This window comes from uncultured Marinobacter sp., assembly GCF_963974375.1.
Lineage (GTDB): Bacteria > Pseudomonadota > Gammaproteobacteria > Pseudomonadales > Oleiphilaceae > Marinobacter.
The window spans coordinates 1-26,869 of record NZ_CAXBDN010000023.1; the positions used below are offsets into that span (position 1 = coordinate 1).

Annotated in this window: 20 protein-coding genes and 1 pseudogene; 18 read left to right on the top strand and 3 right to left on the bottom strand. The window is 56.8% G+C overall.

All coding sequences use genetic code 11. The features are described 5' to 3' along the window. Nucleotides 1-132: 132 nt before the first annotated feature. The 3 genes from AAC035_RS03450 (at nt 133) to AAC035_RS03460 (ending at nt 3,876) form a co-directional block, all read left to right on the top strand. Complete coding sequence (locus AAC035_RS03450; protein WP_339799963.1) at nt 133-2,424, top strand: nitric-oxide reductase large subunit; 2,292 nt, start codon at nt 133-135, stop codon at nt 2,422-2,424. Nucleotides 2,425-2,483: 59 nt separating this feature from the next. Then, nucleotides 2,484-2,966 (top strand): hemerythrin domain-containing protein, encoded by a 483-nt coding sequence (locus AAC035_RS03455; RefSeq protein ID WP_339799965.1) that lies wholly within the window; start codon nt 2,484-2,486, stop codon nt 2,964-2,966. Nucleotides 2,967-3,177: 211 nt separating this feature from the next. After that, nucleotides 3,178-3,876 carry a Crp/Fnr family transcriptional regulator gene (locus tag AAC035_RS03460; protein WP_339799966.1) on the top strand — a complete coding sequence of 233 codons (699 nt, stop codon included), beginning with the start codon at nt 3,178-3,180 and terminating at the stop codon, nt 3,874-3,876. 176 nt (nt 3,877-4,052) lie between these two features. On the opposite strand, the gene AAC035_RS03465 is transcribed toward AAC035_RS03460, so the two are convergent. Then, complete coding sequence (locus AAC035_RS03465; RefSeq protein ID WP_339799967.1) at nt 4,053-5,171, bottom strand: glycosyltransferase family 1 protein; 1,119 nt, start codon at nt 5,169-5,171, stop codon at nt 4,053-4,055. A 204-nt stretch (nt 5,172-5,375) separates the two neighbouring features. Here AAC035_RS03465 and mqo point away from each other — a divergent pair, with 204 nt between their 5' ends. From mqo to AAC035_RS03530, 13 genes and pseudogenes are all read left to right on the top strand, one after another. Continuing rightward, complete coding sequence (gene mqo, locus AAC035_RS03470; protein WP_339799969.1) at nt 5,376-6,974, top strand: malate dehydrogenase (quinone); 1,599 nt, start codon at nt 5,376-5,378, stop codon at nt 6,972-6,974. Then, on the top strand, nt 6,892-8,034 hold the full coding sequence (locus tag AAC035_RS03475; protein WP_339799971.1) for a Re/Si-specific NAD(P)(+) transhydrogenase subunit alpha: 1,143 nt from the start codon (nt 6,892-6,894) through the stop codon (nt 8,032-8,034). The genes mqo and AAC035_RS03475 overlap by 83 nt, the downstream gene beginning before the upstream one ends. After that, nucleotides 8,034-8,321, top strand: a complete 288-nt coding sequence (locus AAC035_RS03480; protein WP_339799972.1) for an NAD(P) transhydrogenase subunit alpha — start codon at nt 8,034-8,036, stop codon at nt 8,319-8,321. Before AAC035_RS03475 ends, AAC035_RS03480 begins: the two co-directional genes overlap by 1 nt. A gap of 2 nt (nt 8,322-8,323) precedes the next feature. After that, on the top strand, nt 8,324-9,721 hold the full coding sequence (locus tag AAC035_RS03485) for an NAD(P)(+) transhydrogenase (Re/Si-specific) subunit beta (protein ID WP_339799974.1): 1,398 nt from the start codon (nt 8,324-8,326) through the stop codon (nt 9,719-9,721). A 20-nt stretch (nt 9,722-9,741) separates the two neighbouring features. Beyond that, a pseudogene (locus AAC035_RS03490) lies at nt 9,742-9,819 on the top strand (phosphoadenosine phosphosulfate reductase family protein); the annotation flags it as partial. 7 nt (nt 9,820-9,826) lie between these two features. Further along, entirely contained in the window at nt 9,827-9,934 is a 108-nt protein-coding gene (locus AAC035_RS03495) for a YaeQ family protein (protein WP_339799975.1), read from the top strand. A 455-nt stretch (nt 9,935-10,389) separates the two neighbouring features. After that, nucleotides 10,390-11,718, top strand: coding sequence for a PilZ domain-containing protein (locus tag AAC035_RS03500; RefSeq protein ID WP_339799977.1), 1,329 nt, complete (start codon nt 10,390-10,392; stop codon nt 11,716-11,718). 27 nt (nt 11,719-11,745) lie between these two features. Then, nucleotides 11,746-14,304 carry an EAL domain-containing protein gene (locus tag AAC035_RS03505; protein ID WP_339799979.1) on the top strand — a complete coding sequence of 853 codons (2,559 nt, stop codon included), beginning with the start codon at nt 11,746-11,748 and terminating at the stop codon, nt 14,302-14,304. Between the two features lie 267 nt (nt 14,305-14,571). Continuing rightward, a complete protein-coding gene (locus AAC035_RS03510; RefSeq protein ID WP_339799980.1) occupies nt 14,572-14,973 on the top strand; it encodes a hypothetical protein in 402 nt (133 codons plus the stop codon). Between the two features lie 630 nt (nt 14,974-15,603). Beyond that, entirely contained in the window at nt 15,604-17,019 is a 1,416-nt protein-coding gene (locus AAC035_RS03515) for a hypothetical protein (RefSeq protein ID WP_339799982.1), read from the top strand. Nucleotides 17,020-17,238: 219 nt separating this feature from the next. After that, nucleotides 17,239-18,057, top strand: a complete 819-nt coding sequence (locus AAC035_RS03520) for an alpha/beta hydrolase (RefSeq protein ID WP_339799984.1) — start codon at nt 17,239-17,241, stop codon at nt 18,055-18,057. Beyond that, a complete protein-coding gene (locus AAC035_RS03525) occupies nt 18,047-19,009 on the top strand; it encodes a diguanylate cyclase (protein ID WP_339799986.1) in 963 nt (320 codons plus the stop codon). Before AAC035_RS03520 ends, AAC035_RS03525 begins: the two co-directional genes overlap by 11 nt. Then, complete coding sequence (locus AAC035_RS03530; RefSeq protein ID WP_339799987.1) at nt 19,006-19,794, top strand: hypothetical protein; 789 nt, start codon at nt 19,006-19,008, stop codon at nt 19,792-19,794. The genes AAC035_RS03525 and AAC035_RS03530 overlap by 4 nt, the downstream gene beginning before the upstream one ends. A gap of 75 nt (nt 19,795-19,869) precedes the next feature. On the opposite strand, the gene AAC035_RS03535 is transcribed toward AAC035_RS03530, so the two are convergent. Next, nucleotides 19,870-22,218 (bottom strand): EAL domain-containing protein, encoded by a 2,349-nt coding sequence (locus AAC035_RS03535; RefSeq protein WP_339799989.1) that lies wholly within the window; start codon nt 22,216-22,218, stop codon nt 19,870-19,872. Nucleotides 22,219-22,388: 170 nt separating this feature from the next. Continuing rightward, a complete protein-coding gene (locus AAC035_RS03540; protein WP_339799990.1) occupies nt 22,389-23,300 on the bottom strand; it encodes a LysR family transcriptional regulator in 912 nt (303 codons plus the stop codon). 103 nt (nt 23,301-23,403) lie between these two features. On the opposite strand from AAC035_RS03540, the gene AAC035_RS03545 reads away from it, so the two are divergent. Both AAC035_RS03545 and AAC035_RS03550 read left to right on the top strand, forming a co-directional pair. Next, nucleotides 23,404-25,020 (top strand): NADH-quinone oxidoreductase subunit L, encoded by a 1,617-nt coding sequence (locus AAC035_RS03545; protein WP_339799992.1) that lies wholly within the window; start codon nt 23,404-23,406, stop codon nt 25,018-25,020. Beyond that, nucleotides 25,017-26,869, top strand: a 1,853-nt coding sequence (locus AAC035_RS03550) for a putative inorganic carbon transporter subunit DabA (protein ID WP_339799994.1), incomplete at its 3' end; no start/stop codon positions are given. The genes AAC035_RS03545 and AAC035_RS03550, both read left to right, overlap by 4 nt.

The window sequence follows — 26,869 nt, forward strand, 5'->3', positions numbered from 1 at the left end:
CGCCCGTCAAGTTCAAACAACGGGCCCTACACTGATGGATATCAATCTGTCGTTTTATTCATTTTTCCAGTTTACTCTCCTATATTTTAAGATGTATTATTTTTCCATCTTTTAATCAACGGAGAGCTGACCATGGCCAAATACCGACGTCTATGGTTTTTACTGATTGCGATCGTGGGGATTACCTTCACGTTACTGGGGTACTTCGGAGCAGAAGTATACCGCGCCGCGCCGCCCATTCCTGACCAGGTCGTGTCTGCCAACGGCGATACCCTGATGACAGAAGAAAGCATTCTTGATGGCCAGACCGCCTGGCAGTCCATTGGCGGCATGCAGCTTGGGTCTATCTGGGGCCACGGAGCCTACCAGGCGCCGGACTGGACCGCCGACTGGCTGCATCGGGAACTGGAAACCTGGCTGGAAATCGCCGCTCTGGAAGAATTCGGGCAGGAATGGCACAGCCTCAACGGGCAACAGCAGAACGCCCTGCAGTACGATCTGCAGACAGAGTACCGCACCAACACCTATGACGATGCTACTCGCACCCTCCATCTGTCTGAACGCAGAACGGCAGCAATTGCCAAAACCGCCGACTACTACAGCCGCCTGTTCAGCGATGCGCCGGAGCTGCAATCTACCCGCTCCAACTACGCCATGAAGGAAAACACCCTTCCCAGCGCCGAGCGCCGCGAGCGGATGACGGAGTTCTTCTTCTGGACTGCCTGGGCTGCCGCCACTGAACGCCCCGACAGTGATGTCACCTACACCAACAACTGGCCCCACGAGCCATTGATTGACAACACCCCAAGCGCGGAAAACGTGGTCTGGTCCTTAATCAGTGTGGTTTTGCTGATTGCCGGAGTGGGCGGTCTGATCTGGGCCTGGGCCTTCCTGCGCAAAGAAGATGAGGAGCCGGAAGCGCCGATCAGGGATCCCCTGAGCGCGGTTGGACTCACCCCTTCCCAGAAAGCATTGGGCAAATACCTCGTACTGGTCGTTGGTCTGTTCACCTTCCAGGTGATGCTGGGCGGCTTTACCGCGCACTATACGGTGGAAGGTCAGAGTTTCTACGGTATCAACACCTCCGAGTGGTTCCCCTACTCTCTGGTTCGCACCTGGCATATTCAGGCCGCCATGTTCTGGATCGCTACCGGTTTCCTGGCCGCCGGCCTGTTCCTGGCTCCCATCATCAATGGCGGCAAGGACCCGAAATTCCAAAAACTGGGCGTCGACCTGCTGTTCTGGGCCCTGGTGGTTGTAGTTGCCGGCTCATTCATCGGCAACTTCCTGGCAATCGGGCAAATCATGCCCGCCAACCTCAGCTTCATGCTGGGCCATCAGGGTTACGAGTATGTAGACCTTGGCCGCCTCTGGCAGATTGGCAAGTTCCTGGGCATAGTGTTCTGGCTGGTACTGATGCTTCGCGGCATTGTTCCTGCCCTGCGCCAGCCAGGTGACAAGAACCTGCTGGCCCTGCTGACTGCCTCAGTGGTTGCTATCGGTCTGTTCTACGGTGCCGGCTTCTTCTACGGTGAGCGCACCCATATCTCCATCATGGAGTACTGGCGCTGGTGGATTGTTCACCTGTGGGTTGAAGGCTTCTTTGAAGTGTTCGCCACCGCTGCACTGGCATTCATCTTCTGCAGCATGGGCCTGGTGTCACGCACTGTGGCGACATCCGCCAGCCTGGCGTCTGCCAGCCTGTTCATGCTCGGTGGTGTACCGGGAACCTTCCACCACCTGTACTTCTCCGGCACCACCACACCGGTGATGGCAGTGGGTGCCACTTTCAGTGCCCTGGAAGTGGTGCCGCTGGTGGTACTGGGTTACGAAGCCTGGGAGAACTGGCGCCTGAAGTCCCGCGCATCCTGGATGGAAAACATCCGCTGGCCGCTGACCTTCTTTGTGGCGGTCGCCTTCTGGAACATGCTGGGCGCAGGTGTACTCGGGTTCATGATCAACCCACCGATCGCGCTGTATTACATCCAGGGCCTGAACACCACGCCCACCCACGCCCACGCAGCCCTCTTTGGCGTCTACGGCTTCCTGGCCCTGGGCTTCGTCCTGCTGATCCTGCGCTACATCCGCCCAAGCATCGTTTTTGACGAGCGGCTGATGAAAGTCGGCTTCTGGTGGCTAAACATTGGTCTGGTACTGATGCTGTTCACCAGCCTGTTGCCCATCGGCATCATCCAGTTCGTGGCCAGCGCCAGCGAAGGCCTTTGGTACGCCCGCAGTGAGGCCTTCATGCAAACCGATATCCTGCAGACCCTGCGCTGGGTCAGAACCATTGGCGACGTGGTGTTCATCATTGGCGCCCTGGCCGTGACCTGGCAGGTGGTGAAGGGAGTCTTCTTCCCGGATCTGGAGCCGGCCACCCTCGAAACAGATGCACAAGGCGCCACCATCAAACTGAACGCCTGATACAGCGGAGCCCTGGCCAGGGAAGGCCCTCTCTGCAACCCCAATCAAGGAGTACTGACATGACAAATGCTGAGACTATGACCCAGGCATCCAACGAAGAACTGATCGAGCATATCCTGACCCGTTACCACGACACCCATCGGGAACAGTTACCGGAACTGATCCACCTGGCCGAACGGGTGGAGCGGGTTCACGGCGGACATACCGCCTGCCCGGCCGGGCTCTCCGCCCACCTTGAGCACATGGCTGAAGAGCTGGAAACCCATATGGCCAAGGAGGAGCAGAAACTCTTCCCGATGATCGTTCGGGGCATGAGCGCCATGGCTGGCGGCCCGGTTGCCGCAATGCGCCACGAACATGAGGAGCACAGCACCGCGCTGGAGAAACTGGAACGTATTACCAATGGCCTGACTTTGCCGGATGAGGCCTGCGGAAGCTGGCAGCGCCTCTATCAAGGGCTCGCGACATTTCGCGACGACCTGAAAGCCCACATACGGACAGAGAACGACCTGCTTTTCAGCCGCATTGATGATGGCAACTGACGAGGACAAGTCCCCGGGGGGGTTCGGAGCCAGCACTTCTGCACCGTTTCTCAAAAAAAGCTTTTGGAAAAACCATCTCCCCGCTAAATGCTCTCCACCACAGGGCCCCTTGAACCAATCCGAATCGGAACAAAGCCGGAAAATCATTTAATTTAAATATATCTATCGGGGTGAGATACTTCAGGTTGACAACTCAGCCGGGATAACGCCGATGAAACATGAAACGATTGCCAGCACCTCGTCGCCGTGCCTGCTTGCAGAACGACACCGGGATATCATCTGGCACGAGCCCGCGTCGGAGTCCCATGCATTGCTGAACGGGCTCAGCCACTGTTTTGGCATTCATCTCGACGAGGTCAATGCTGATCCGGATCAACACTTCGTCAATGAGCTTGGCAGACTGTTCCGCAAGTGCCAGGTTGAGCCAGAAACCTCACTGGAGCGACACAACCGCCCATGGGGCAATGTGTACCTGATCCAACACGGGGTGCTGCGCCTGTTTCGTGAGTCACCGGCCGGTAAAATGGCCATTCACCATTTTTTCAGCGAAGGCGATCTGATCTGGCCAGTGTTCGGCCGCAGCAGGACCTCGCGGAACACCCTGTGCCTGACAGCCGTGACGCCAGCGACGCTTTGGGTGGGAGACTTCTCATCGTTCAGAGCTGCCGTGCAGGCACGGGGTAATGGCGCGTGGGAAAAATTTGCCATTGTACTGACCGAGGAGGTGGCCGAGCTAACCAGTATGCGAGAGTTCCGGAAACAGACAATGCCTGCGAAAGAGCGTTATCGGATATTGCTGGAAGATTACCCTGAGCTGATCAAACGGGTTCCGGATAACCAGTTGGCATCCTGGCTCGGCGTGGAACCGGCAACCTTCTCCAGGCTCAAGAAAGCCACCAATACGGGCTGATAAATCACGCGACAGGCACAATGACCCTCAACGAGCATTAACACGTCTTTCGAGGTTCCGGATTAAGTCGACAATTTCCTTGAAGCTCGGAGGTGCTGAGTCCATCGTGCCCGCACCCACCATTTTCTCATAGTCAGCCCGCAAGCTCTCCAGAGTGTCCGTCTCCGGCAATAGCTTCAGCCGTTATGAGGGATAACCAGGGACTCACTGCCGGCACACAGTTGGTGATAGTGCTGCAGCAGAATTTTCATCGCGCTTTCCCAACCGAAGTGGCGCTCAACATACCAACGTGCATAGCGACCGCTGGCTGCCAGGTCGTTGCTGAACAGCGATCGACAGGCATCGGCCATCGCTTCGGGGTCCAATGGGCGACAGAGGATGCCCGCCCCCAGCGGCACGTTCTCCTGGAGTGCGCCGGCCCGAGCCCCGACCACCGGGATTCCGCAAGCCATGGCCTCCTGGGCGATAAGGCCGAACGTTTCGCGCGTGCCAGCGTGCAGCATCGCATCGCAGCTGGCCAGGACACGGGCCACTTCGTGAGTGCCGCAGCAGCGGTCGAAAGAGGTCACATTGTCCGGAACCTGGTGTGGCATGCCCGGCCCCAGGAGCAGCAGATGATAGCCACGCCCCAGCCGTTTCATCGTCGCCAGCAGTATGTTGATGTTCTTTTCGCGTGAATTGCGTCCGATAAAAACCAACAGTCGAGTGTCGGGCCCCAGACCGAGCTCCTGACGCAACGCCGGGGCGCGTCGACACGGATGGAAGTGCTGCAGGTCGACGCCCAGCGGCTGGACGCGAACGTGATCAAGCCCCCATTCACGGAGCCGGTCGGCCATGATCTGACACGGGGCAAGCACACTGTCGAAACGACGGTAGAGATTCACCACATATCTTTGCAGGCGCCGGGAAACCTGACGACCGAAGCGATCCCCCATCAGTCGCGGCAGATCCGAGTGATAAAAGCCCACAACCGGCACCCCAAGGCGCTGGCCGGCCTCTAGCGCCGCCCAGGCGGTTACGTAAGGATCGCCAGCTTCGATAATATCCGGCGCCAGCGCGACGAGCGCCTCGCGCCAGGGACGCACCCGCAGCGGAAAGCGATAGCCTTGCCCCAGAGGCAAGCGCAACGCAGGCACGGTATGGTGGTTACCGAGACTGTCACGCTCGGCACCGGGCACCAGCAGACTGGTACGCAGGTTCGGAACGTGGGACAGAATCTGATGCTTGGCCTGGAGATAGGTGCGCACGCCACCGCTGGCAGGCGCATAGAACATGGTGACATCGGCAATATGCAAAGGAGACTCCGGCACACGCGTGAAATCGATGCTTATATCCTAGGATGCAACTGCGACAATTGTGAGTCAGTCGGCTGTCTGGATTTTTTTTGTCTGGCCTTTTGCATCGGTTTTTTCGATCTTTAAATATTAAATTAATCCGTTCTTTCGGCTCCCCCTTACGACTAAAGTCTCGGCCTCAATCGCTCAGGCAAGGGCAGAGCCATGGCTACTCAAAAAGTGGATGTCTTACTGGTCGGCGGGGGAATAATGGGCACAACCCTGGCCACGCTGATCTCGGAACTGGATGACAGTCGTTCGATATTGCTGGTCGAACAGGATAGGCAGCTGGGACGGGAAAGTTCGGATGCCTGGAACAACGCGGGCACCGGGCACGCCGGTTACTGTGAGCTCAATTACACTCCGCAGGCGTCCGACGGCAGTGTGGCAGTCGGTCGTGCGTTATCGATCAACGAACATTTTGAAACCTCTCTGCAGCTGTGGAGCTCGCTGGTTCGCCAGGGTGTGCTACCCGAAGCAGATCAGTTCATTCGCAAGGTTCCGCACCTGAGCTGGATCCAGGGCGCCAGTGGCCGCAGCTTTCTGAAGCGCCGCCAGACCACCCTTTCAAAGCACCCGCTATTTGAAGGGATGGAGTACTCGGACGACCCTGCAACGCTTCAGAAATGGCTGCCATTAGTTGCCGGGCAACGCAATCCTTCCAGCGAGCCAATGGCTGCCACCCGGACTGATCATGGCAGCGATGTAAACTTCGGCGCGCTGACCCGAAGCCTTGGCGACCATTTGCAGCAAAGAAGCCAGTTCCAGGTACAGACCAGCACCCGCGTTATCGATCTCAAAAGTCATGGCGAGCGCTGGCTGGTATGCCTTGAGAATCTCGAAACCCATGAGCGGTCGATGGTTGACGCCGGGTTTGTGTTCATTGGCGCCGGTGGTGCAAGCCTGCCACTTCTGCAGAAAGCCGGTGTTCCGGAAGCCAGAGGTTATGGCGGTTTCCCGGTATCCGGCATCTGGCTGACCTGCGAGAACCCGTCGCTTGCCTCGCAACATAACGCCAAGGTGTATAGCCAGGCTGCGGTCGGGGCACCGCCTATGTCCGTTCCCCACCTGGACACCCGTTATATAGATGGCAAAGCGGCTCTGCTTTTCGGGCCCTTCGCCGGTTTTACCACAAAATTTCTCAAGGCGGGCAGTGCACTGGATCTCCCTCGTAGCATTCGGGGTGACAATCTGACGAACATGCTGCACGTCGCCGGCACCCAACGGCCGCTGACCAGCTATCTGATCAGGGAAGCACTGAGTTCGAGGGAACAGCGTCTGGCCCAGCTGCAAACGTTTCTTCCTGAACTCGACCCCACCGAATGGAAACTTCGTCGCGCCGGCCAGCGAGTCCAGATTATCAAGACGGGCCCCCAGGGCCGTGGTGTGCTGGAATTCGGCACCGAAGTGCTGAGCACACAGGATGGTTCCCTGGCGGCAATTCTGGGCGCCTCCCCCGGCGCATCAACGTGTGTATCGGCAATGCTCGACGTCATTGAGCGTTGCCTGCCCGACCTTGTGAGCGGCCACCGGCGACAGATCCTGACCTCACTGATTCCGGGTTACGGACAATCTCTGAAAGACGATGCGGACCTGTTACGCCAGATCCGCAGTTTTACCCACCCTACCCTTGGCCTGACCGAAAAATCTGAACTTATTCGATCCCGAAGGAACCTGACTGATGTTGATAGGAATACCGAAAGAAACGCTCAAAGGGGAACATCGGGTAGCGATAATCCCGTCCGGCGTACCGGAACTGCTTGAAGCAGGTTACGAGGTCATCGTTGAGCAGCACGCAGGGCTTGCAGCGCACTTCAGTGATGAAGAGTACCGAAACTGTGGCGCTATCATCGCCGATGATGCTGAGTCGCTCTATCGCCAGGCCAATATTATCCTGAAGGTTCAGGCACCCGGCGCTGAGGAGGCGAAACTGGTCCGCCCGGAATCCACGCTTATCTGCCAGCTGACCCCCTGGGAAAACACTGCATTGATCGAAGCACTGGCCGAACGTTCAATCCAGACGTTCGCGCTGGATCTTGTCCCCCGCACCACGCGGGCACAATCCATGGATGTGCTGAGCGCAATGGCAAGCATCAGTGGGTACCGGGCAGTCCTGAGCGGCGCCATGTCCCTGCCCCGCTACTTCCCAATGCTGATGACTGCCGCAGGCACCATACACCCTGCAAGGGTGCTGGTAATCGGTGCTGGTGTTGCAGGCCTTATGGCGATTGCCACCGCGCGCCGGCTGGGCGCAGTCGTGGAAGCCTATGATATCCGCCCCGAAGTACGGGAACAGGTGGAAAGCCTTGGCGCGGATTTTGTCGAGGTATCGGTACCTGAGACAGACACGACTTCCAACGAAAACGGTTACGCCACGGCCCAGTCAGAAGCCTTTTATGAAGCCCAGCGCAGTCAGCTTTCAGACTGCGTGGCGCGCTCGGACCTGGTTATTACAACAGCCTCCATTCCCGGGAAACCGGCACCGAAACTGATTGACCGAACCATGATTCACCGAATGAAACGAGGATCAGTCATTGTGGACCTGGCGGCAGACCGCGGTGGCAACGTCGAGGGCACTGTTCTGAACGAAAAAACCGATGTCGACGGCGTTACTCTGGTCGGCCACACCAATCACCCTTCCCGGGTGCCCGTTCATGCCTCACAGCTTCTGACCCGCAACCTGGTCAACTTTGTGCTGAACATGACGGACGGCGGCCGCCTGACACCAGACATGAGCGACGACATCGTTGCAGCAACTTTAGTAACCCGGGAAGGCGAGGTGTTCTTCGGCTCTGACAAACCATCAAAGGAGGAAGCTGCCTGATGGAAATGCTGGTACTGAGTTTTACCATTTTTATTCTTGCCCTGTTCGTCGGGGTTGAACTGATCAACAAGGTGCCGCCGACCCTGCACACACCCCTGATGAGCGGCACCAACGCCATATCCGGGATTGTGATTGTCGGCGCCATTATCAGCGCGGGCACCAATACCCTGTCACCCACGGTCGCGAGTGTGCTTGGCTTCGTTGCCGTCACGCTGGCCAGCATCAACATTGTTGCCGGGTTCCTGGTAACCGATCGCATGCTCAACATGTTCAAACAAAAGGGATAACGATGTTTGCTCTGATCAACCTGTCTTACCTGACGGCTGCGGTTTTCTTCATTCTCGGCATCAAGGGAATGACCCGGCCCTCAACAGCTGTGCGCGGCAATCAACTGGCCGCTATCGGTATGTTTGTCGCTGTTGTGGCCGCATTGTTGCATCACCAGATTGTTGGATATTCAACCATCATCGCCGGCATGCTGCTGGGTGGCACCATTGGTGTCTGGCTGGCCAGGCGCACTGCAATGACCTCCATGCCTGAGCTGGTGGCCAGCCTGAACGGTATCGGCGGCGGCGCATCGCTGACGGTTGCAGCTGGCACCTGGCTAACGGCCGTCGCAGCTGGTGGTATCCAGAGCACAGCCTGGACGCTGGCCATCGTGGTATCCGTCATGATTGGCGCGGTTACGCTTTCCGGGTCTGTGGTGGCTGTGCTCAAACTCAAAGGGACCCTGGGCGATAGCCGACATTCCCGCCAGTGGCAGGCTATAGCCCTGATCTGTCTTGCCGCTGTAATCGCATTGAGCACCGTGTTTGTCAGCAGCGTTACCGGCTCCCCCGGCCTGATGCTTGGCCTGGTTGCTCTCTGCCTGCTTCTGGGTATCGGGCTTGTACAGCCGATCGGCGGCGCCGATATGCCGGTAGTGGTTGCTCTGTTGAACGCCTACTCCGGCCTTGCAGGCGCGGCTACCGGTTTCGTTCTGGAGAACCAGGGGCTGATTATCACGGGTTCTCTGGTTGGTGCGTCCGGCCTCATTCTTACCGCGATTATGTGTAAGGCCATGAACCGCTCCCTGCCAAACGTCCTGTTCGGCGGCGTTTTCGGACAGACCGACCAATCAGGAGCGGCTGAAAGCGGCAACGAGTTCTATGAGGGCAAGGTTAAATATTCCACACCGGATGAACTGGCTCTTCTGCTGGATGGTGCCCGCAACGTTGTTATGGTGCCGGGTTACGGACTTGCCGTTGCCCAGGCCCAGCACAGCGTAAAAGAACTGGCCAGCCAGCTTGAGTCTCGCGGGACGACTATTCGATACGCCATCCACCCGGTCGCCGGCCGTATGCCCGGCCATATGAATGTGCTTCTGGCCGAAGCCGAAATCCCTTACGACCAACTGAAAGACATGGACAGCATCAACCCCGAACTTCCCCAGGCCGATGTGGCGATTGTTCTTGGTGCGAACGATGTTGTGAATCCGGCAGCAGCCGAGGATCCAGGCTCGCCGATTTACGGCATGCCTATCCTCAACGTTCATAAAGCCAAAACCGTCGTCGTTGTGAAACGAAGCCTCTCGCCCGGTTTTTCAGGCATTCCCAACAGCCTGTTCATTCGGGATAACAGCCTTATGGTCAAGGGCGATGCAAAAGATGTGCTGCAAGCTACGACAACAGCCCTGAAAGAACTTTGAGGAGGTTCCCCGCATGATGTGAAAATCCTTGCATGTTCTACTCCATCGGCAAGGACTCCACGGTGATGCTACACCTGGCACGCAAAGCTTTCTGGCCGGCGCTGGATGACCCACCTTCTGGCCTTTGCCCTTAACGCAAGCGATTCCCTGGCCTTTACCAAGGGCATCAGCGCGAATGATGAGCCATACCTGTGGCCGCGCAGTGCCGCTTAGGTGGGACAAAATCCTCAGCAAGGTCAGCCAGTTCAGTAATCTGACCGTTATAAAACCATCTCTCATTCTCCAGATGACAACGTATTTCAGGACGGGACAACTTCCACAACAAAGCCCACGTTTATCGTGGGCTTTGTTGTGGAACCCTGGTTCAACTCGAAGTCTGCCACACAGGCGAAAAGAACGTCAGAGTGGAGCGACGGCGCCCCGAAGATTTCCCCAGGCCGACCTGAGCCCATCCACTTCTCTGAATGGTCACCACCCCAAACCCGCAGTATTCATACTACCCCGGCCTGCGATTTGAAGGTTTCCCTGCACTCCCTGTTCGGTCCAAAGCAGCCTGACCCATACTAAAACCTGCCCTGTACAAAAAATGTCAGCTTTCCGCCGCATTATGGTCCAGACTGAGGTTGAACGTGAGTAACACCAGTTTCGCCAGATCGTCGGGGGCAGCCATGATAAGTATGCATGGAGAGTATCGCCGGCATTTGCGATCCGGGATCAGGGTCCCGGTATTTCTGAAGTATGCCAATCACACCATTGCAACCCATACGCTGGACGTATCGGCCAGCGGGCTACGCCTGAAAAGACCAGAGCAGGTGTATATCCGCCCGGGCGAAGTCATTGACGTCGACTTTCCCGACAAGGCCGGCATGAACGTTGCCGCCACAGTGGCGTACACCGGCAAGTCCCACATTGGCCTGGAGTTCAACCGCAGACGCTTTTCCGAATACGAACTGCGGGAACTCTACGACATTGCCCCACCCTGGCAACGCCTGACCGCCAGAAGCAAGCGCGCCCTGTGGACCAACAGCCGCCGGTTCGCAGTTTTGTTGGCCAATACCTACCTGCGCGCCCCCATTCTTGCCCTGGCCAGGCCGCACTTTGTGTTTGCGGTATACGGCAACAAACAACAGGCCGGGTCCTATTTTACGCCCCGTATGGCACAGCGCATGCCGCCCAATCTGGTGCTGGGCTTCATTCGCAATCAGGGCATGCGCGGTCTGCTGGTGGCATCGCAATTCATGGAAGATGAATTGGAGGGAGATTCCGAAAAGGTCCGCTTTTACCTGGAACAATTGCATCGGGACTACCCTGATGTGCAGCGGATAGCCCTCGTCGGACGTCTCCCCAACTTCGTCATGAAAGCCGGAATCGAGATCGCCGCCCCGTTAGTGGAAGGAAGCCTGGGCACACGCTATATGATCTGGGATGTGGCGCGGCAAATGCGCGAACGCCCCCAATACAATCAGCAGACCAGCATCGTTGTGCTCGGAGGCGCCGGACGCATCGGCAATGCGGTGTGCCAGGATCTAACCGGCCTGTATGACAAGGTGATCGGGTTTGATACCCGCTATAAGGAGGACCGGGAAACAGCCACGGACCGGGGCACGGTTTTGCAGACCTCCTCAGTATCCCATCTCCGGAAGGAAAAGCTGTTCATTGGTTTAACCACCCATGGCGATGCCGTACTGGAGCTCCAGCAGCATATTTCTCCCGGCGCCCTGATCGCTGACGATACCCACCCCTGCATCAGTCTGCAGGCCCGGGAACGCCTGAAGGAAAAGCAGATTGCGGTGGAAAAGGTGGTGCTATCCCACGAGGAGTTCTTGATGTGGCCACGCATGCCGAACTGGAACAACCGGGATATACCGGGGTGTCTGGTGGAAGCCCTGGTGCTGCTTCGCCAGCCGGACATAGGCGCAGCCGACTTTTCCGCCTTTTGCCAGGAAGCCGAGTTTCTCGGGTTTACCGGCCGCCTGGTCAGACCTCTGGGTGAATAGAATGAGGATGAACAGGAACGTCCCCTTATGACATGGGAAAGATGGACCGCAGGACTGGCAATGGTAGCGATGTCTCTGTTGTTCGCCCTTACGGCCACTGGACAGGAACTGACGGTGTACGGGGAGGCTGGCCAATACAGCCTGAACCGTCACATTGAATACTTTGTGGACGATGAGCCAACCTTTGCTCAGGCGCGGCAACGGCAACAATGGCAGGTAAATCGGGATGACCGCGTCCTGAACCTGGGGTTCACCGACCAGACAGTCTGGGTCAGAACATCCCTGTCCATTCCGGAGCCTTTGACCCGCCAGTGGTACCTGGTGATTCCTTATCCACTTCTGGAACAGGTGGATCTCTATATAGTGCGTGATGAGCAACAGCCAGCGATCTACCACACCAGTCGTCAGGAAACCGAAAACCAGCGCCAACAGGCCCAGAGCTACCAGGTGGCCCTGCCGTTACCCCGCGACCTGAACGGCGAGGTAGTGGTATTCCTGCGGGCAAAATCGTCGACGGCACTGCAAGTGCCGGTCGAGCTTTGGCGGGAGGACAAGCTGCTGGGTCGGTTTTCACTGGCGAGCCTCTATTGGGGCGCCTTTTTCGGCGTAATGTTTGCCCTGGTGATCTACAACCTGTTCCTGTTTCTTTCCCTCAGGGATCTGGCTTACGGCTATTACGTGCTGTACATCGCCTCGATCAGCCTGCTGGTGCTCTGCATCTCCGGGCTCGGTAGCGCCTGGATCTGGGGCGGGCAGCCAATGCTGCCCCGTTATGCCCTGCCCATCAGCACCGCACTGGCGTCATTGTTTGCCTTGTTGTTCGCACGCAGTTTTCTCAAATGGCAGGACATTTCTGTGCACTGGGACCGCAGCATGAAAGTCGCGGCCGTCCTGGCCGGGGTGCTGATCGTCTACACCTGGGCCGATCCCATAAACAGTGCGCTGCTCGCCGGCCTGCTGGGCTCCCTGGTGATTTTACTGCTCGTTGCTGTAGGGCTCGCAGCCCTGAGGGCCGGCGTTGTCATTGCCCGATATTTTGTGCTGGCCTGGACCACGTTTGCCCTGGGAGCAGCCCTGTATTTACTGAGCGTCTTCGATTTTCTGCCGGTAAACCTCGTTACCAATCACGCCATGCAAGCAGGCTCCGTCGCGGAGGTGCTGCTGCTCTCCTTTGCCCTGGCCCACCGCATCAAGGATGAACGGGCATGCAAGATGGCCGCGCTGCGGAAACAGCAGATGGCCGAGCGTCAGGTCCGGGATCTGGAAATGCAGTCACTTGAAGAGGCCATGCAGGATTCGACCACCAGGTTGCCCAATGCGTCCCTGCTCAACCAGCAGTTGCAGACCATGATGAGTCAGAACAAACGGGTTGCGCTCACCCTGGTTCACTATCCCCAGATCAAGGACATTGCGTCCAGTATGGGCCATCGGCTGGCAGAAGAAATGTTTTGCCAGTTGATGAGCAAGCTCAACAACAGGCTGGAGGGGCTGGCCGGGGTGGTCTGCCTGGACAGCAGAAAGCACGCCCACATTGCGATTCCCGAATTCGGTTCCGCGGCCTTCCTGATTGACCTCATCCATTTCGAGGACCCCCTGGAACTCTTCGTTGAACAGATGGTGGGCAATCATGAGATCTCGGTCCATGCTGTCAGACTGCCTTTGTTGCTGAATCTGCACTGCGGCATCGCGGTTGCCCCGGAGCATGGCGACAGTACGGAAATTCTGTATCAGCACGCCTCGGCGGCACAGGACCGCAGCGAATCCAGCAAGGTTCCGGTGCAGATCTACAACGACGAGATATCTGATTTTGCCCGCCGCCGACTGGATCTGGTGACCGCCTTGCCACCAGCCATCGCGGCCGGAGAACTGGAGCTGTACCTGCAACCGCAAATGAACACCACCGGTCAGGTGCTGGTGGGCGCAGAGATGCTGTTGCGCTGGAACAGTCCCCGTTTCGGGGCAGTACCCGCGGGAGAAGTGATCGAGATTGCAGAAAATGCCGGCTTGATGGACCTGCTATCGCGTTACGTGGTGACGCGGGCCTGGAAAATCATGCAGATTCTTCAGGAGCGGGAACTGAAGATCACCTGCAGCATCAATCTGTCGGTTCAGAATCTCACCAACAGCCACTTTGTGGCCTTTGCCCTGGCGGGAATCAGGGAACACGCCATTCCAGTGCATCGTGTCATCTTCGAAGTAACGGAGACCTCCATGATGCATAACATGGAGGCCGTGATCGGCTCCCTGCTGCAGATTGCCAACAGCGGCTGCAAGGTCGCCCTGGATGATTTTGGTACCGGTTATTCCTCCCTGGCCTATTTGAGCCGCATGCCCATCCACGAGCTGAAAATCGATGGCTGCTTCATAAGGCAGATGGCAACCAGCCAGAATGACCTGGGCATTGTCCGCAACACCCTGAAACTGGCACAAACCCTTAACCTGGAAGCCGTTGCCGAAGGCGTGGAAGACAGTGCCACCCTGGAGCTTCTCAGCCAGCTGGGCTGCCACCGGCTACAGGGCTACCTGTTTGCCAGGCCGATGCCGCTGGACACCTTCTGCGACTGGGCATTGGCGAGACACGAATGAGCCCATTTTTTTGGTCGGGCCCCTGGATCAGGCCACTCTGGAGCGATGGTGTTTTTTTACGTCTGGGAAAAACCAGATATGGTGTTGTCAACACAGAATATAACCAAGCGGAGTCCCTTTTTTAAAGCAAGTAAGCCGGCGAGTTGCCTTTATTTTTAAAGTTGCTATGGTAGTCGACATCTGGATTCTGAGGATTCTAAATTGTTAACCTTTGTGACAACACTTCCGTCCTTCCATTAGCAAGCGGGCCAGCAGGTCTGTGCCCGCATGGTCCAACCTTATATTTCCGTTTATTTATTCATGCTTTCAGAAAAGTATCCATTCGAGGGTGCGGTTGTGAATGTTGATCCTGGCTTTTTCATGTCTGCAGAGATGCTGGAAGTACTTAGGGAGAAATCCCGCCGCCTGTCTACCGCCACTATTCTTGGGCAAGGTAATATGGCAACCATTGGCAGCAAAATTATACTTATAGACTGTCTGGATTCCCAGATCCACAATTTCCGGCTGGTGAAGTCGGTTCGGCTACCTGACGCCAGGTACAACGACTTGCCGGTTGACTCCGCTCTGGGCCTGGCCCTGCTGGGCAGCCGGGCCGGCGACTATATTAATTTCAGTCTGGGTGGCGAGGAAGGTGGCACAGTTGTGCTCTGCATAGATAACAAAAACTAAAAACAGGACTTATGCCTGAAGGGGGAAGGAAGTTCCTTCCCCCTATTTTTATTCAGGGATTTTTTCCTTTTTCTCCCTTCTTTTCTCTTTCAAGGTTTTTTGCGGTTTCTTTTTTTCTTTTTCCTTACTCATCTTAATACTCCAAGGCAATGATAAACGCTGCCGGATCGCGTTCGGATTTTCTGTTTTCCGGCACCTTAATCATGCAAATCAATCACCTTTTAATTTTTCCGTGACCTTCAGAATAGTACCGACTCTATTTATTTAATCAAGCCCTTTAAATATAATAAAAACCACACAATTACAGGCAAATAACTTGCAGCATCCAACATGGACCAGGCATTAAGTAACGCTTACATGAACCGAAAATCCGGAGACGGCAGGTCTGGATTTTCCACAACGATTATTACCTTGCCTGGAAACCACCGCCTGGATGCCGTGCCGATTTCAGCACAGCTCATCGACGAACCCTTTAGCTCCCGGGGGAAAGTGGTTGTGCAATGCCGGGACCCCGGACTCCGGCCCTGTGGCGGGCCCGTCAACTTTTCAGGTACCATTTCGGAGGCAGGCAAGGATACTCCAGAGGTCGCCGCCCAGCCCAAACTATTCAGACCTGATTAAGGACGCAGCGTGTTTTCACTGAAGCGCAAAGGTGATTACCGCCTGCAGCTGACCCGGACGCTGACTACGCCCGGACGTTATACAATCGAGCTGTATCTGTTCACTCCCCATGAAAGCAGCCTGTCCACCAGGGCTCTCTCCGAGCAACAGTTCTTCTTCAGCTGCCTGCAACATCGCTTCAGACTGCTGGACCTGCAGGACAAAGGCCGGAGCAGCCGGTTTGACGGCTCATTTGCTCTGCTCTCTCCGCATTATGAAGTCATGTATGGTTCCTCGCTGTTTCAGTACCGGGCCTCCGTTGACCGGCTTCGGCAACAGATCGAGAGTGGCGGCTTAAGTGCCGAATCGGTCAACCGGGCTCTGCGCCTGAGCCATAATTTTGCGCAACGGCTGCGCAAGTCCAGCCCCGGACAAAGCCGGCAGCAACGTTATTTCGAGTTGGCCGACATGTATTTTTCCTGGCATACCGAACAGTTCATGCTGGAATGTATGACGCGGAAAGGATTTGCGGGTCTGGACCAGGAACATCGGGATGCCATCCAGGAGTTCCTGCAGCAGGAATATCAGTATCGGCGCGAACGGGAATATATGGTCAGCCTGAACGACACCCCCACCAGGGTCTGGAACCGCATCGGCCTGTACCACCGCCTGCTGGAATACCCCTTGCTGCTGCGCTCAAAGGTCGTCGAACTGGGGGGCGGCACCCGCAAGGTGGTCAAGGCGGTGACGACCATGTGGATCATGATGCTGTTCACCTACATCCTGTTCAATGCGCGAGATGCCAGCGAGCAACTGTCACTGACCCTGCTCCTCGGTATCGCGCTGATTTACGCTCTGCGGGACCTGCTGCGCGAAGACATGATCAATGGCATTACCAGCTGGCTCCGCAGGGGAAAACCACGCTGGAAGGTCCGTCTGCTCAGACCCTACACGAACAAAATGCTGGCCCTGCAAAGGGTCTGGCTGGACTATCGCAAACTACCCGAACTTCACCAGCAGGTAGTGGAACGCTCCGGTAAATGGGCCAACAGTGAGGAACAGCAGATCGTCTGCTACCGCTCGGTGGTGAATCTGGACAAGAGCGTACTGAAACACGATCAGTTTCAGGAGCGCCTCAGCCTGGACTGTGAAGAGCTTTGCAGGATGATCCAGCCCACCACCAACAAACTGTTCGCCTGGACCGACAAATCGGACCCGTCCTCCCCCATTCAGGCTCACACCATCGAGAAGCAGCACGAATACAATCTGCTGCTGGTGTTCACCGAGCCCGGCCAGACTGCGTCTTCGGCCCAACGCTGGAAATTACGGCTCGGGAGTAACGGCATCGTGCAGTGCAAGAGCAAGAAGGCCTATTGGCCCGACCCCGACGAAGCGCAGGCCAAAACCCGATTCCAGCGTCTGCGCGATCATCTGCGCTGGCGCTGAGCGTTTGCCCCGCCACATTACCGATCCGTGTTGAAGTGAAAGTCCATATTTACGTTCAGCGATCGTTTTGAGACCCTCGTTTCCTATCCGGTATCAGCTTGCGCAGTTTCTCCACAGTCAAAACTTTCTTGCTCTGCCGTCGATTATCGCTACAGTTTAAGGGTCAGACACTATTGAAAGAGTCAGACACTATTGGATGCCAAAACACCCATGACACCTGTGAACATAACAAAGCGTTACAACCTGCGTCGCCTGGGGCCCTCCGCCGAACACTCGAATCGTCCAACGCTCATACTGGCCCACGGTTTTGGCTGCGACCAGCAGATCTGGAGCGCGGTAGCCCCGATACTGGCTGAGGAATATCCTGTGGTGTTATTCGATCATATGGGCTGCGGCCAATCTGAGCGCTCGGCATACGACCCGGAACGGTACACCGACCTGTCTGCTTACGCCGATGATCTGGTTTCCCTGGTGCAGTCACTGGAACTGGAACAACCGATCCTTGTGGGGCATTCCGTCAGTGGCGCCATTGGCTGGTTGGCGTCGCTCAAGGCTCCGCGGTTATTCCGTCAGGTAATTGCCATTGGCCCATCCCCCCGGTACATCAATGATCCGCCGGCTTACGTTGGTGGCTTTGAGGCGCGGGATGTTGAGGAGATGATCGACCTGATGGAGCGGAATCACTTTGAATGGGCGGGCTACCTGGCGCCCATGGTGATGAGCAATGGTGATCTCCCCGCCCTGGCCGATGAGCTCCGCCAAACGTTTCTCAATGCTGACCCGGACATCTCGCGGCGCTTTGCCCAATCAACCTTTATGAGCGATATCCGCAAGGATTTGCCCAATGTCACCGTACCCACCCTCATACTCTACTGCGATGAGGACGTTATCGTGCCAACCGATGTCGTGACCTACCTGCAACAGGCGTTGCCAAACTGTGCAGTTCGCAAGCTTAACGCCAGCGGCCACTATCCACACATGAGTCATCCGGACGAAGTCGCCCAGGCGGTTCTGGAAGGAGTACTCGTTGCAGCTTGATGCCAATCACTTGCCCGGCGGCTATATTCTGCTGGACAACACCAATACCGTGACTGCCATCAATCAGCCACTGTGTGACTGGCTTGGGCGCTCCAGGGAGGACTTGTGCGGCCGGTCACCGGAACGCTGGATGACGGTCGCCTCCCGCATGTATTACCTGGGCCATGTCCTGCCTTCCCTGCGGTTGCACCAGCACGCAGAAGAAGTTTTTTTGTCGTTTACCAACGCCACCGGGGACGCGCTTCCCGTCATCATGAATGCCGCAGCAATGCCCTCCCCCGGGAGCGGATATCAGTTATTGATTCTGCCCATGCAACGTCGCAACCTGGTCGAAGAACAGTTGCAGCAGGCTCGCAAAACCGCCGACCGGGCTGTGGCCGAAAAGGATCGGGCCCTGCAGGAGTTACAGACTCTGGCCAGCCAGCTTGAGCAGCGCCAGGCGGAACTGGCAGCACTCAATGTTCAACTTGAGCAACTGGCCACCCGGGATGCCCTCACAGGTCTTTGCAATCGCCGCGTTTATGACCGGGAAATCGACATGAACCTCGCCTTGTTCAAACGTACCAAACGCCCCTTCACGCTGGCACTGGCCGATATCGACTGGTTCAAGCAGTTCAATGACGATTTCGGACATGGTGCGGGAGATCAGGTCCTGCAGGAGATCAGCCTCTGTTTACGCCAGGGTATGCGAGATATAGACACGCTGGTGCGCATGGGTGGCGAGGAGTTTGCCCTGATTCTGCCAGACACCACCGCGCAGCAGGCGGCACTGGTTGCCGAACGTAAGCGTACCGAGATCGAACAATACAAGAGCCAGTATGGCTCCGTAACCCTGAGCTTCGGAATTACCGAGGTTCGCGCTGGCGATACCCGGGCCGAAATCTACGGCCGGGCTGATCAGTCCCTTTACCAGGCCAAACGCCAGGGCAGAAATCAGGTGTGTGTGGGATGACCCATGCCCAAAAAGTAGCGACCCTTATCCAGGCGCCCAGGGCCAATGCGGCCCGACTCCTGACCCGTTGGCTGACGATCACCCTCTTTGCGGTGGTTCCGGTTTCATCCACTGCCGAAAGCTCGAAACGGGTGCTTCAGATTGCCGTTATTGATGATGTTCCCAGCACCCGCCTGGCAACGCAGTTACTGGTCACTGCTTACGCAACGCTTGGTTTACGTCTGGATACGACCATCGTTCCGTCGCGACGGGCTTTGCTTATGGCCGATCAGGGCCTGGTGGACGGCGATCTGTTCAGAATTGAAGAAGTGGCAAGCCAATACCCTGATCTGGTTCAGGTGCCATACCCGCTGTTACAGGGGCGGCTTATGGCGGTAGTAGCAGATCCCCTCGCAGACAGTCTTCCTGCGGTAAACGACCGGCCACTGAGGGTTGCCGTTCGCAGGGGCGTCATCATTGCCGAGATGACCGCAGACCGTCTTGGCATGAAGACCATTCTGGCCGATAACTACCAGCAGATGCGCGCCTTACTGGACTGGGGACGAGTGGATCTCATGCTGATTTCAGACATCGAGGAGCTTTCGCCATTGGCCAACAGCGACTGGCAGGATCTGGGCATACTGCCGCAACCCGTGACGACTTTTGTGCTCTACCACTACCTCCATAAGCGTCATTCAGACCTTGCCCACGACCTGGCAGAAACCCTGCGTGAGATGAACGAGAACGGCGTAACATTGCGCATCACCAACCAGGCCCGCCTGGAACACACTACCGCTGACAGGTAAAACCGGAAGGGATCCGGTAAGCACCCATGAAAAGCTGGCTCGCCAGCACCAGTCGCTACTCGGCGACGCCACCAACTAATCCCCCCGGTATTGCCTGGCCCAGGCCAGCGCCTCTTCCAGTGGCACCGGACGGCTGTAGGTATAACCCTGGCCGATGTCGCAGCCCAGCTCTTTGAGACGTGCCTCCAGGGCCGGGCTTTCGACGCCCTCAGCCACCACCCGCCGCTTGAAGCTTCGGCACAGGCTGATGATGGCCTCAACAATCATGGCATCGTCGGTATCGTGCAGCATGTCCATCACAAAGGATTTGTCGATCTTGATTTCATCAACCGGCAGATTGCGGAAGTAGTTCAGGGATGAATAACCGGTTCCGAAGTCATCCAGGGATACCTGCACACCCAGCTCTTTACATTGAATGATCGTTTTCCGGGCAATTTGTGCGTCATCCAGCGCCGTGGTTTCAAGTACCTCCAGGATCAGCTTGCTGCGCAGTTCAGACGACGTCGTTGCCAGCGCATGGCGAAGGTCAGCGACAAAATCCTGGCCGAGAAAGTGCGACGGGCTGAGGTTCACACTGACAGAATACGGCAATTGCTCCTGCTCAAACCGCGTCAGCACTGCGATAGCTTCCTGCAGCACAAAACGGCCAATGGCAGAATCGTGTTCGGTATGCTCGATGTGGGGCAGAAAGGATAGTGGCGGCAGCAACTCACCACTGGGAAGCAACCAGCGAATCAGGGCTTCGAAGCCTTCAATATTGCCATTCCCGTAATTGATCTGCGGCTGATAGTGCAGCTCGAACTCATTGCGGGCGAGGGCCATGGGAATCTGTTCGATGATCCTTACCCGCTCCTTCCGGCTCTGGTGCATTTCCAGATCAAACACCCTGAAACAGTTACGTCCCGCCTCTTTGGCCGCGTACATGGCCTGATCGGCGTGCCGGATCAGCAGGTCACTGTCGGTATCATCCTCGGGATAGATGGTGATGCCCATGCTGCCGGACAGCTGGAACATGTGGTGCTTGAAGGGAATGGGTTGTCGAATGGCGTCCAACAGACGTTGATAAACCGCTTCTACCTCCACATCCCTCAGAATGGCAATAAACTCATCGCCGCCGAGGCGGGAAACCAGGTCATGAGCCCTTACCGCACCCTTCAGCTGGTTGGCAACGGACATCAGTACCTGGTCCCCTACCGAATGACCAAACTCATCGTTGATTTCCTTGAAGCCGTCCAGGTCTATAAAGCAGACCGAAACCGAACCCTTGCGCAGGTCTGCTTCATGCAACTCGGTCTTGAACAGTTCCGTCAGTAAGCGTCGGTTGGGCAGCCCGGTCAGGGCATCAAAATTGGCGGCGTCCTCCAGCCGTTTCTGATGATCCCGCTTCTCGGAATACAGGCGCTTACGTTCGATCAGGGTACCAACCGTCTGCAGCAAGGGTGCCAGGTCGGAATACAGCGAGGCGACGTAGCCGCCTGGCTTGTTGGCAAGGCCTATCAGCCCCACCAGCCTGTCACCGGAATGAACCGGCAGGCCGATGAAATCATTCAGCGGCGGATGGCCCGGAGGAAAGCCGGAGGAGCGTGGGTCGTTCATGGTGCCGGAAGACACGATCGGCTGGCCGGTTTTGACAGGCGCCCCCAGCAAGCCGTCCATGTTTTCAAACACCATGCCCCGGCGCTGGGTTTCCTGGAACAGGGCCTGGGTTTCCGGGCTCCAGGAAATATCGGTGATCGCCCCCACCTTGAGAAAGGGCGAATCGTCGGCCTTGTACAGCACCTCACCAATCATGCCAATCTGGCTGCCGGTCAGAGTCAGCAGGTCATCCAGTAGCACTTCAAAAGCAGCGTGTTCGTTATCACTGGTCAAAAAGACATTCTGGACCCGCAGGATGCTGCGATTCAGCTGACTGACCTCGAACATCTCCCCGGTCGCCACCGCCGAGAAGGAACGTTCCAGTTCATCTTCCACCAGGCTGGCAAGTATCCGTAAGGTTTCGAGATCCGCTTCGCCCATGGAGTGGGGCCGGGAGTCGATAATGCACAGCGTTCCGATCTTGAAGCCTGTCGGCTCCCTGACAGGTACACCCGCGTAGAAGCGGATATAGGGCTCCCCCGTCACCAGAGGGTTGTCGCAAATCCGGGGATCCGTCAATGCATCCTCGACGACAAAGCCTTTCTCCTGCTTCAGGGTGTACTCACAGAATGCAAACTCCCGGGGGGTTTCAGCAACATCCAGGCCCTGTTTCGACTTGAACCACTGGCGTTCTTCATCCATCAGGGAAAACAGGCTTGTCTCGACCTGATAAAACCGCTGGGCCAGCCGGGTCAGGCGCTCAAAGCGCTGTTCCAGCGGAGTGTCCAGAATATGAAGCCGCCTCAGAGCAGCAATACGACGGTCTTCATAAGACGACTTTTCAGTCACAGCTTGTCCTTTTCAAAGGTGATGCATCGTTCAGGAATGTCGGCTAACCGTACTGCTCTTTCGACTGGACGCTCCCGGAAAGACCAAACATCTGGCATACCTGCAGCGAGTTCAGGCCATTGTGCTCTGCAGAACATGGTCAGGTAAAGAGCCCCTTTGCCCCAACATTTTCACGTATCTGCCGGTGGCTCTGCTTTATTCACCACTTCCCCGGACGTTTTCGACAACAAGGTTCTGAGCGCCGGCGTTTCGAAATGCCGGCGGATGTTTATAGCGTAGAACTCTTCGTAAACTCCGGGCAACACGCCATATTCCTGGAGTTGGCCAGCAAGGAGTTCATCCCGGACCACCACTGGCGGCAGTACAGCAAGATGCCCGGTATCGCGGGTCAGCAGTCGCATCAGCGCCATATCGTCTACTTCAGCTGCGATGATCGGTCTGATGCGATGATGTTCGCAGATCTGATCAAATGCCTGACGAACACTGTTGGTCGCACCCGGCACTATCAGGCTGCTCGCCATCAGGAGATGAGGCAGCTCCCGCGAAATGCAGAGACCCGGGGGACCAATCACACTCACAGATTGTCGGGCGATGAGGCGGGATCGCCAGGGATTCTCCTCGTCCCCCTGCACCGGCTGGTTTGACAGTATCAGATCCAGACGGTGAGCGGACAATCGACGCAGCAAGTCGTCCAGATGCCCACTTTGCAGACTGAGTTCGAGATCGTCACGACCAAACAAAGGCTGCAGGAATCCTTCCTGAAAATTCCGTGAAAGCGTGGCCACAGCTCCAACCCTCAGAACCTCGCGGTTTGGCCGGACACCGGATGCGAATAACTCTGTCAGCTCTTCTCCCTGCCGAAAAATATCTTCCGCGTAGGAAAATGCCAGACGGCCCGCCTCTGATAGTTTCAGACGACGCCCTTCGCGGATGAACAACTCATGTCCAAAGCTGGCCTCAAGCTTCCTGATCTGCCCGGACAGTGCCGATTGCGAAATATGCAGCGCGTTGGCCGTGCGTGTCAGGTGCCCGGCTCGGGCTACCCGCCAGAAATAGTACAAATGATGATAATTAAGCTTCATTGGTTAATGTTCTTTAAAAGTGAACGATTAGTCCTCTATAAACTATTTTATCTATACTTTTCCGACAGGCAAACTGCTCCGAACGTCATGGAGGCAGCTAAAGATGAATTCCTTCCCCGATATTATCACGATCGTCCTGGCGACCCTGTGGATAGCTCCCGTTGGGCTGATGCTCTTGTTGGCGGGAGCCGGTAGCTGGCTGCGAAGCCCCCTGAAGCTGGCGCATTGCTGGCGCCTGGGCCAGGTGTTGCTGCTCTGGTCTCTGGCCGCGTCGATGCTGCTTGGAATCTGGTTTGTCTTTCGCTCACTGGCCCCACATTCAGCAGGACTCATGGAGGCTGCGCGCCCTATGGGCATCTACCTGGACGGACTCAGTGTATGGACGGCCACAATGGTAAGCTTCATAGCCTGGGTTATCCTCCGGTTTGCAGACACCTATCTGCGAGGTGATCCGGGACGGCACCGGTTCCTGCCGTGGTTTCTGATCATTATTTCTTCGGTCCTGATTCTGATTTCAACCAATCACCTGCTGGTTCTGGCCAGTGCCTGGGTGGTTGTAAGCCTGGCCTTACACCCGCTGCTGACGCTTTATCAGGACAGGTCTCAGGCCAGGGTTGCAGCGGCGCAGAAATTCATCCTCAGTCGTGTAGGCGACCTTCTTGTTTTTTTTGGTGTATTTTTGCTGTACGCGCATCATGACACCTTCGTTTTGCAGACTATTATCGCCCAGACTACCGCCGGTGCTGGCGCCGGCATCTACCCCGCACTGGCATCAATAACACTGGCCCTGGCCGCTGTTATCAAATGCGCACAGATACCCTTCCATGGTTGGCTCCTGCGGGTTATGGAAGCACCCACGCCGGTCTCGGCACTGTTACACGCCGGCGTCATCAACCTCGGTGGATTTCTCTGGCTGCGCCTATTCCCCGTGTTCGATGGCTACACACCCGGACACCTGATTCTGTTGGCAATCGGTGGTATGACCGCGGTGGTCGCGGTCATCACCATGATGACTCAGTACTCGGTCAAACATGCACTGGCCTGGTCCACCTGCGCCCAAATGGGTTTCATGCTTTTTGAGATAGGGATGGGGGCCTACACCCTGGCTCTGTTGCACTTGCTGGCTCACTCGCTGTACAAGGCCCACTCGTTTCTTGCCAGTGGCCGTACCGTGGCCGCTTCGGTCAACATCAGTTTTCCATCTGCGCCCTGGGCTGAACGTTTCAGCAGGGCCGGTGTAAGCGCGGGACTCGCGGCACTGATTCTGAGTCTTGCGCCACAAATTGTTCAATACAATCCGATTCTCGGCGCAACTCTGGCGCTGGCGGTGGGAGCTGCAGCTTTCGGTATCCCCGGTTGCGCCACGAGGACACGGTCAGTACTTCTCTGCAGCCTTGCTGTTGCCGTGGTCCCCTGCTATTTCCTGTTGCACTGGCTGATTTCTCCAGCCCTGGCAAACCACGGGCCCATTGAGCTTCCGGTTACCGGGCAGCTGATCGGATGGCTGGTGGTTGTTACGCTGGTGGCCGGAACCCTCGTAACCCAGCTAAGCCCTCAACACCGACTCGTCAGAACACTGTGCACACACTTCAGGCACGGCCTCTATATGGAGGCTCCCATTGATCACGCCACTCGTGTTCTTGCCGCCAGAATACTGCGTTTCCCTTCACTGCTGCGGCGGGTGCCTCACCATCCCTTTCGCATGGAGAATCCGTCATGACATCCGCCAGCGCTGCACCCAAAAGTACCCACCTTGCCGTCAACGACTGGGAGCCGAATTTGCGATCGGTCTGCGACTGGCTTGCCCCTACCTGGGCGCTGGATCAGTGGATTGCGGTCAATCCGTTCTGGGGACTGAAACATCTGCCCGCATCCCGGGCGGATGCCCTGCTGCGCCAACATGGAGGATTTTCCATTGTCATGCCTGCTGAGTTCTACCTTGAGGCCTGGGAAGGTGGACGGATCCGCGAGGAAGACCTTCTGGCGAGCCTCAATGAGTCAGCCAGTACTGAGTCGCCAGAACAGCTTCTTGGCTGGCTCAAAAACAGCCATGCCAACGTGGAGCGAAGCTTCGGATCAGTCATAGACTCCTTCCCACCAGTCGAAGAGGACCAGGCAGCAATCGAGGCTGTGTGTGCCCAGATAGCAGGAACCTGCGCGGCCTTTTTCGACCAGCATCAGGCGGGGTGGTCCGGCTCCGTTGCGAATCAAAATCTCTACCGGTTCTGGCTGGATTCAACCCGGGACAATGTCTTGTTAGACGCTAATACCGGAGTGTCAGGGGCCAGAAGCTGCCTGCAGACGTTACCAGCCAATCTCGATGAAGCGATCGAACGGGCAGTCAGTATGCTTGGGCTTTGCCCTGAAGAACTGCAAGCCATTGCGCACAGCTGGCTGCTCAGGGTCAACGGCTGGGCTGCGTGGTGTCGGGGTGAGGACTGGCGCGCCCAGCTTGAGGCACGCAGCTCTGACCGGGTGTGGGAATTGTTGGGAATTGCTCTGGCATGGGAAACGATCGGCCTGCAATGCGCGCCAGCTTCCCGGAAAGCGACCTACCTGAAGCAAAGAGCAGCTATGGCACGGTCACAAACTGCGGCCCTTGCGGATAAACGCTGGGTTTGGCACAGAGCCTTCGAGATCAGATACCAGCAGACGCTCTGGCAGTCACTGGCAACAGCGCCGCATCATGATGCTCATCATGAAAGCCCACCCGCTGTTCAAGCGGTGTTCTGTATTGACGTCCGCTCTGAGGTAATGCGTCGGCACCTGGAGACCAGTTATCCGCAAGTTCGCACTCTCGGCTTCGCCGGCTTCTTTGGCCTCGCCGTCGAACACCAGGAGCATGGACCGAAGCTTCCCGTAAGGCGCCTGCCTGGACTGCTGCCAGCACCGTATCGATTCGTCAGTAACAGTGGCAGTCTGCGATCAGACCATCAGATCAACCGTCGGCTGGATCAACGGGAAATCACTCGCAGCAGTGTTCGCAAAGCCAAGTACAGTAGCCTTTCAACCTTTACTCTGGTGGAGACCACCGGGCTGGCCTGGGGCTGGAAGCTGATCCGCGACAGCCTCAAAAAAACGGCTTCAGATGGTTCAGTACCCGAATGTGACGGAAGGCTCGTACATAAGACCACAGGGGATCCTCTCACCGATGCGGAAAAAGCCGATCTCGTGGCAGGAATGCTGCGGGGTATGTCACTGACATCTGACTTTGCACCGCTCGTAGTGTTTGTGGGGCATGGCAGTCACACCAACAACAATCCGAATCAGGCCGGACTGGATTGTGGTGCCTGCGGTGGTCAGAGTGGTGCGGTCAATGCAAGTCTGGCCGCCAGGCTCTTCAACGAGCCCAGTGTGCGCGCCCTGCTTGCCAAACGGGATATTCCCGTTCCAGACTCCACCTGGGCCGTCGCGGCTGAACACTGCACACTGACAGATACCGTCAACTGGCTCGATACTGAAAGGGTGCCTGACAGTCACTTATCCGGACTCGCCAAACTACAGGCAGGTTTTGTCCAGGCCGGCGTTGCAGTTCGGCGTGAACGAGCCTCCGCACTGGGTCTTAACGG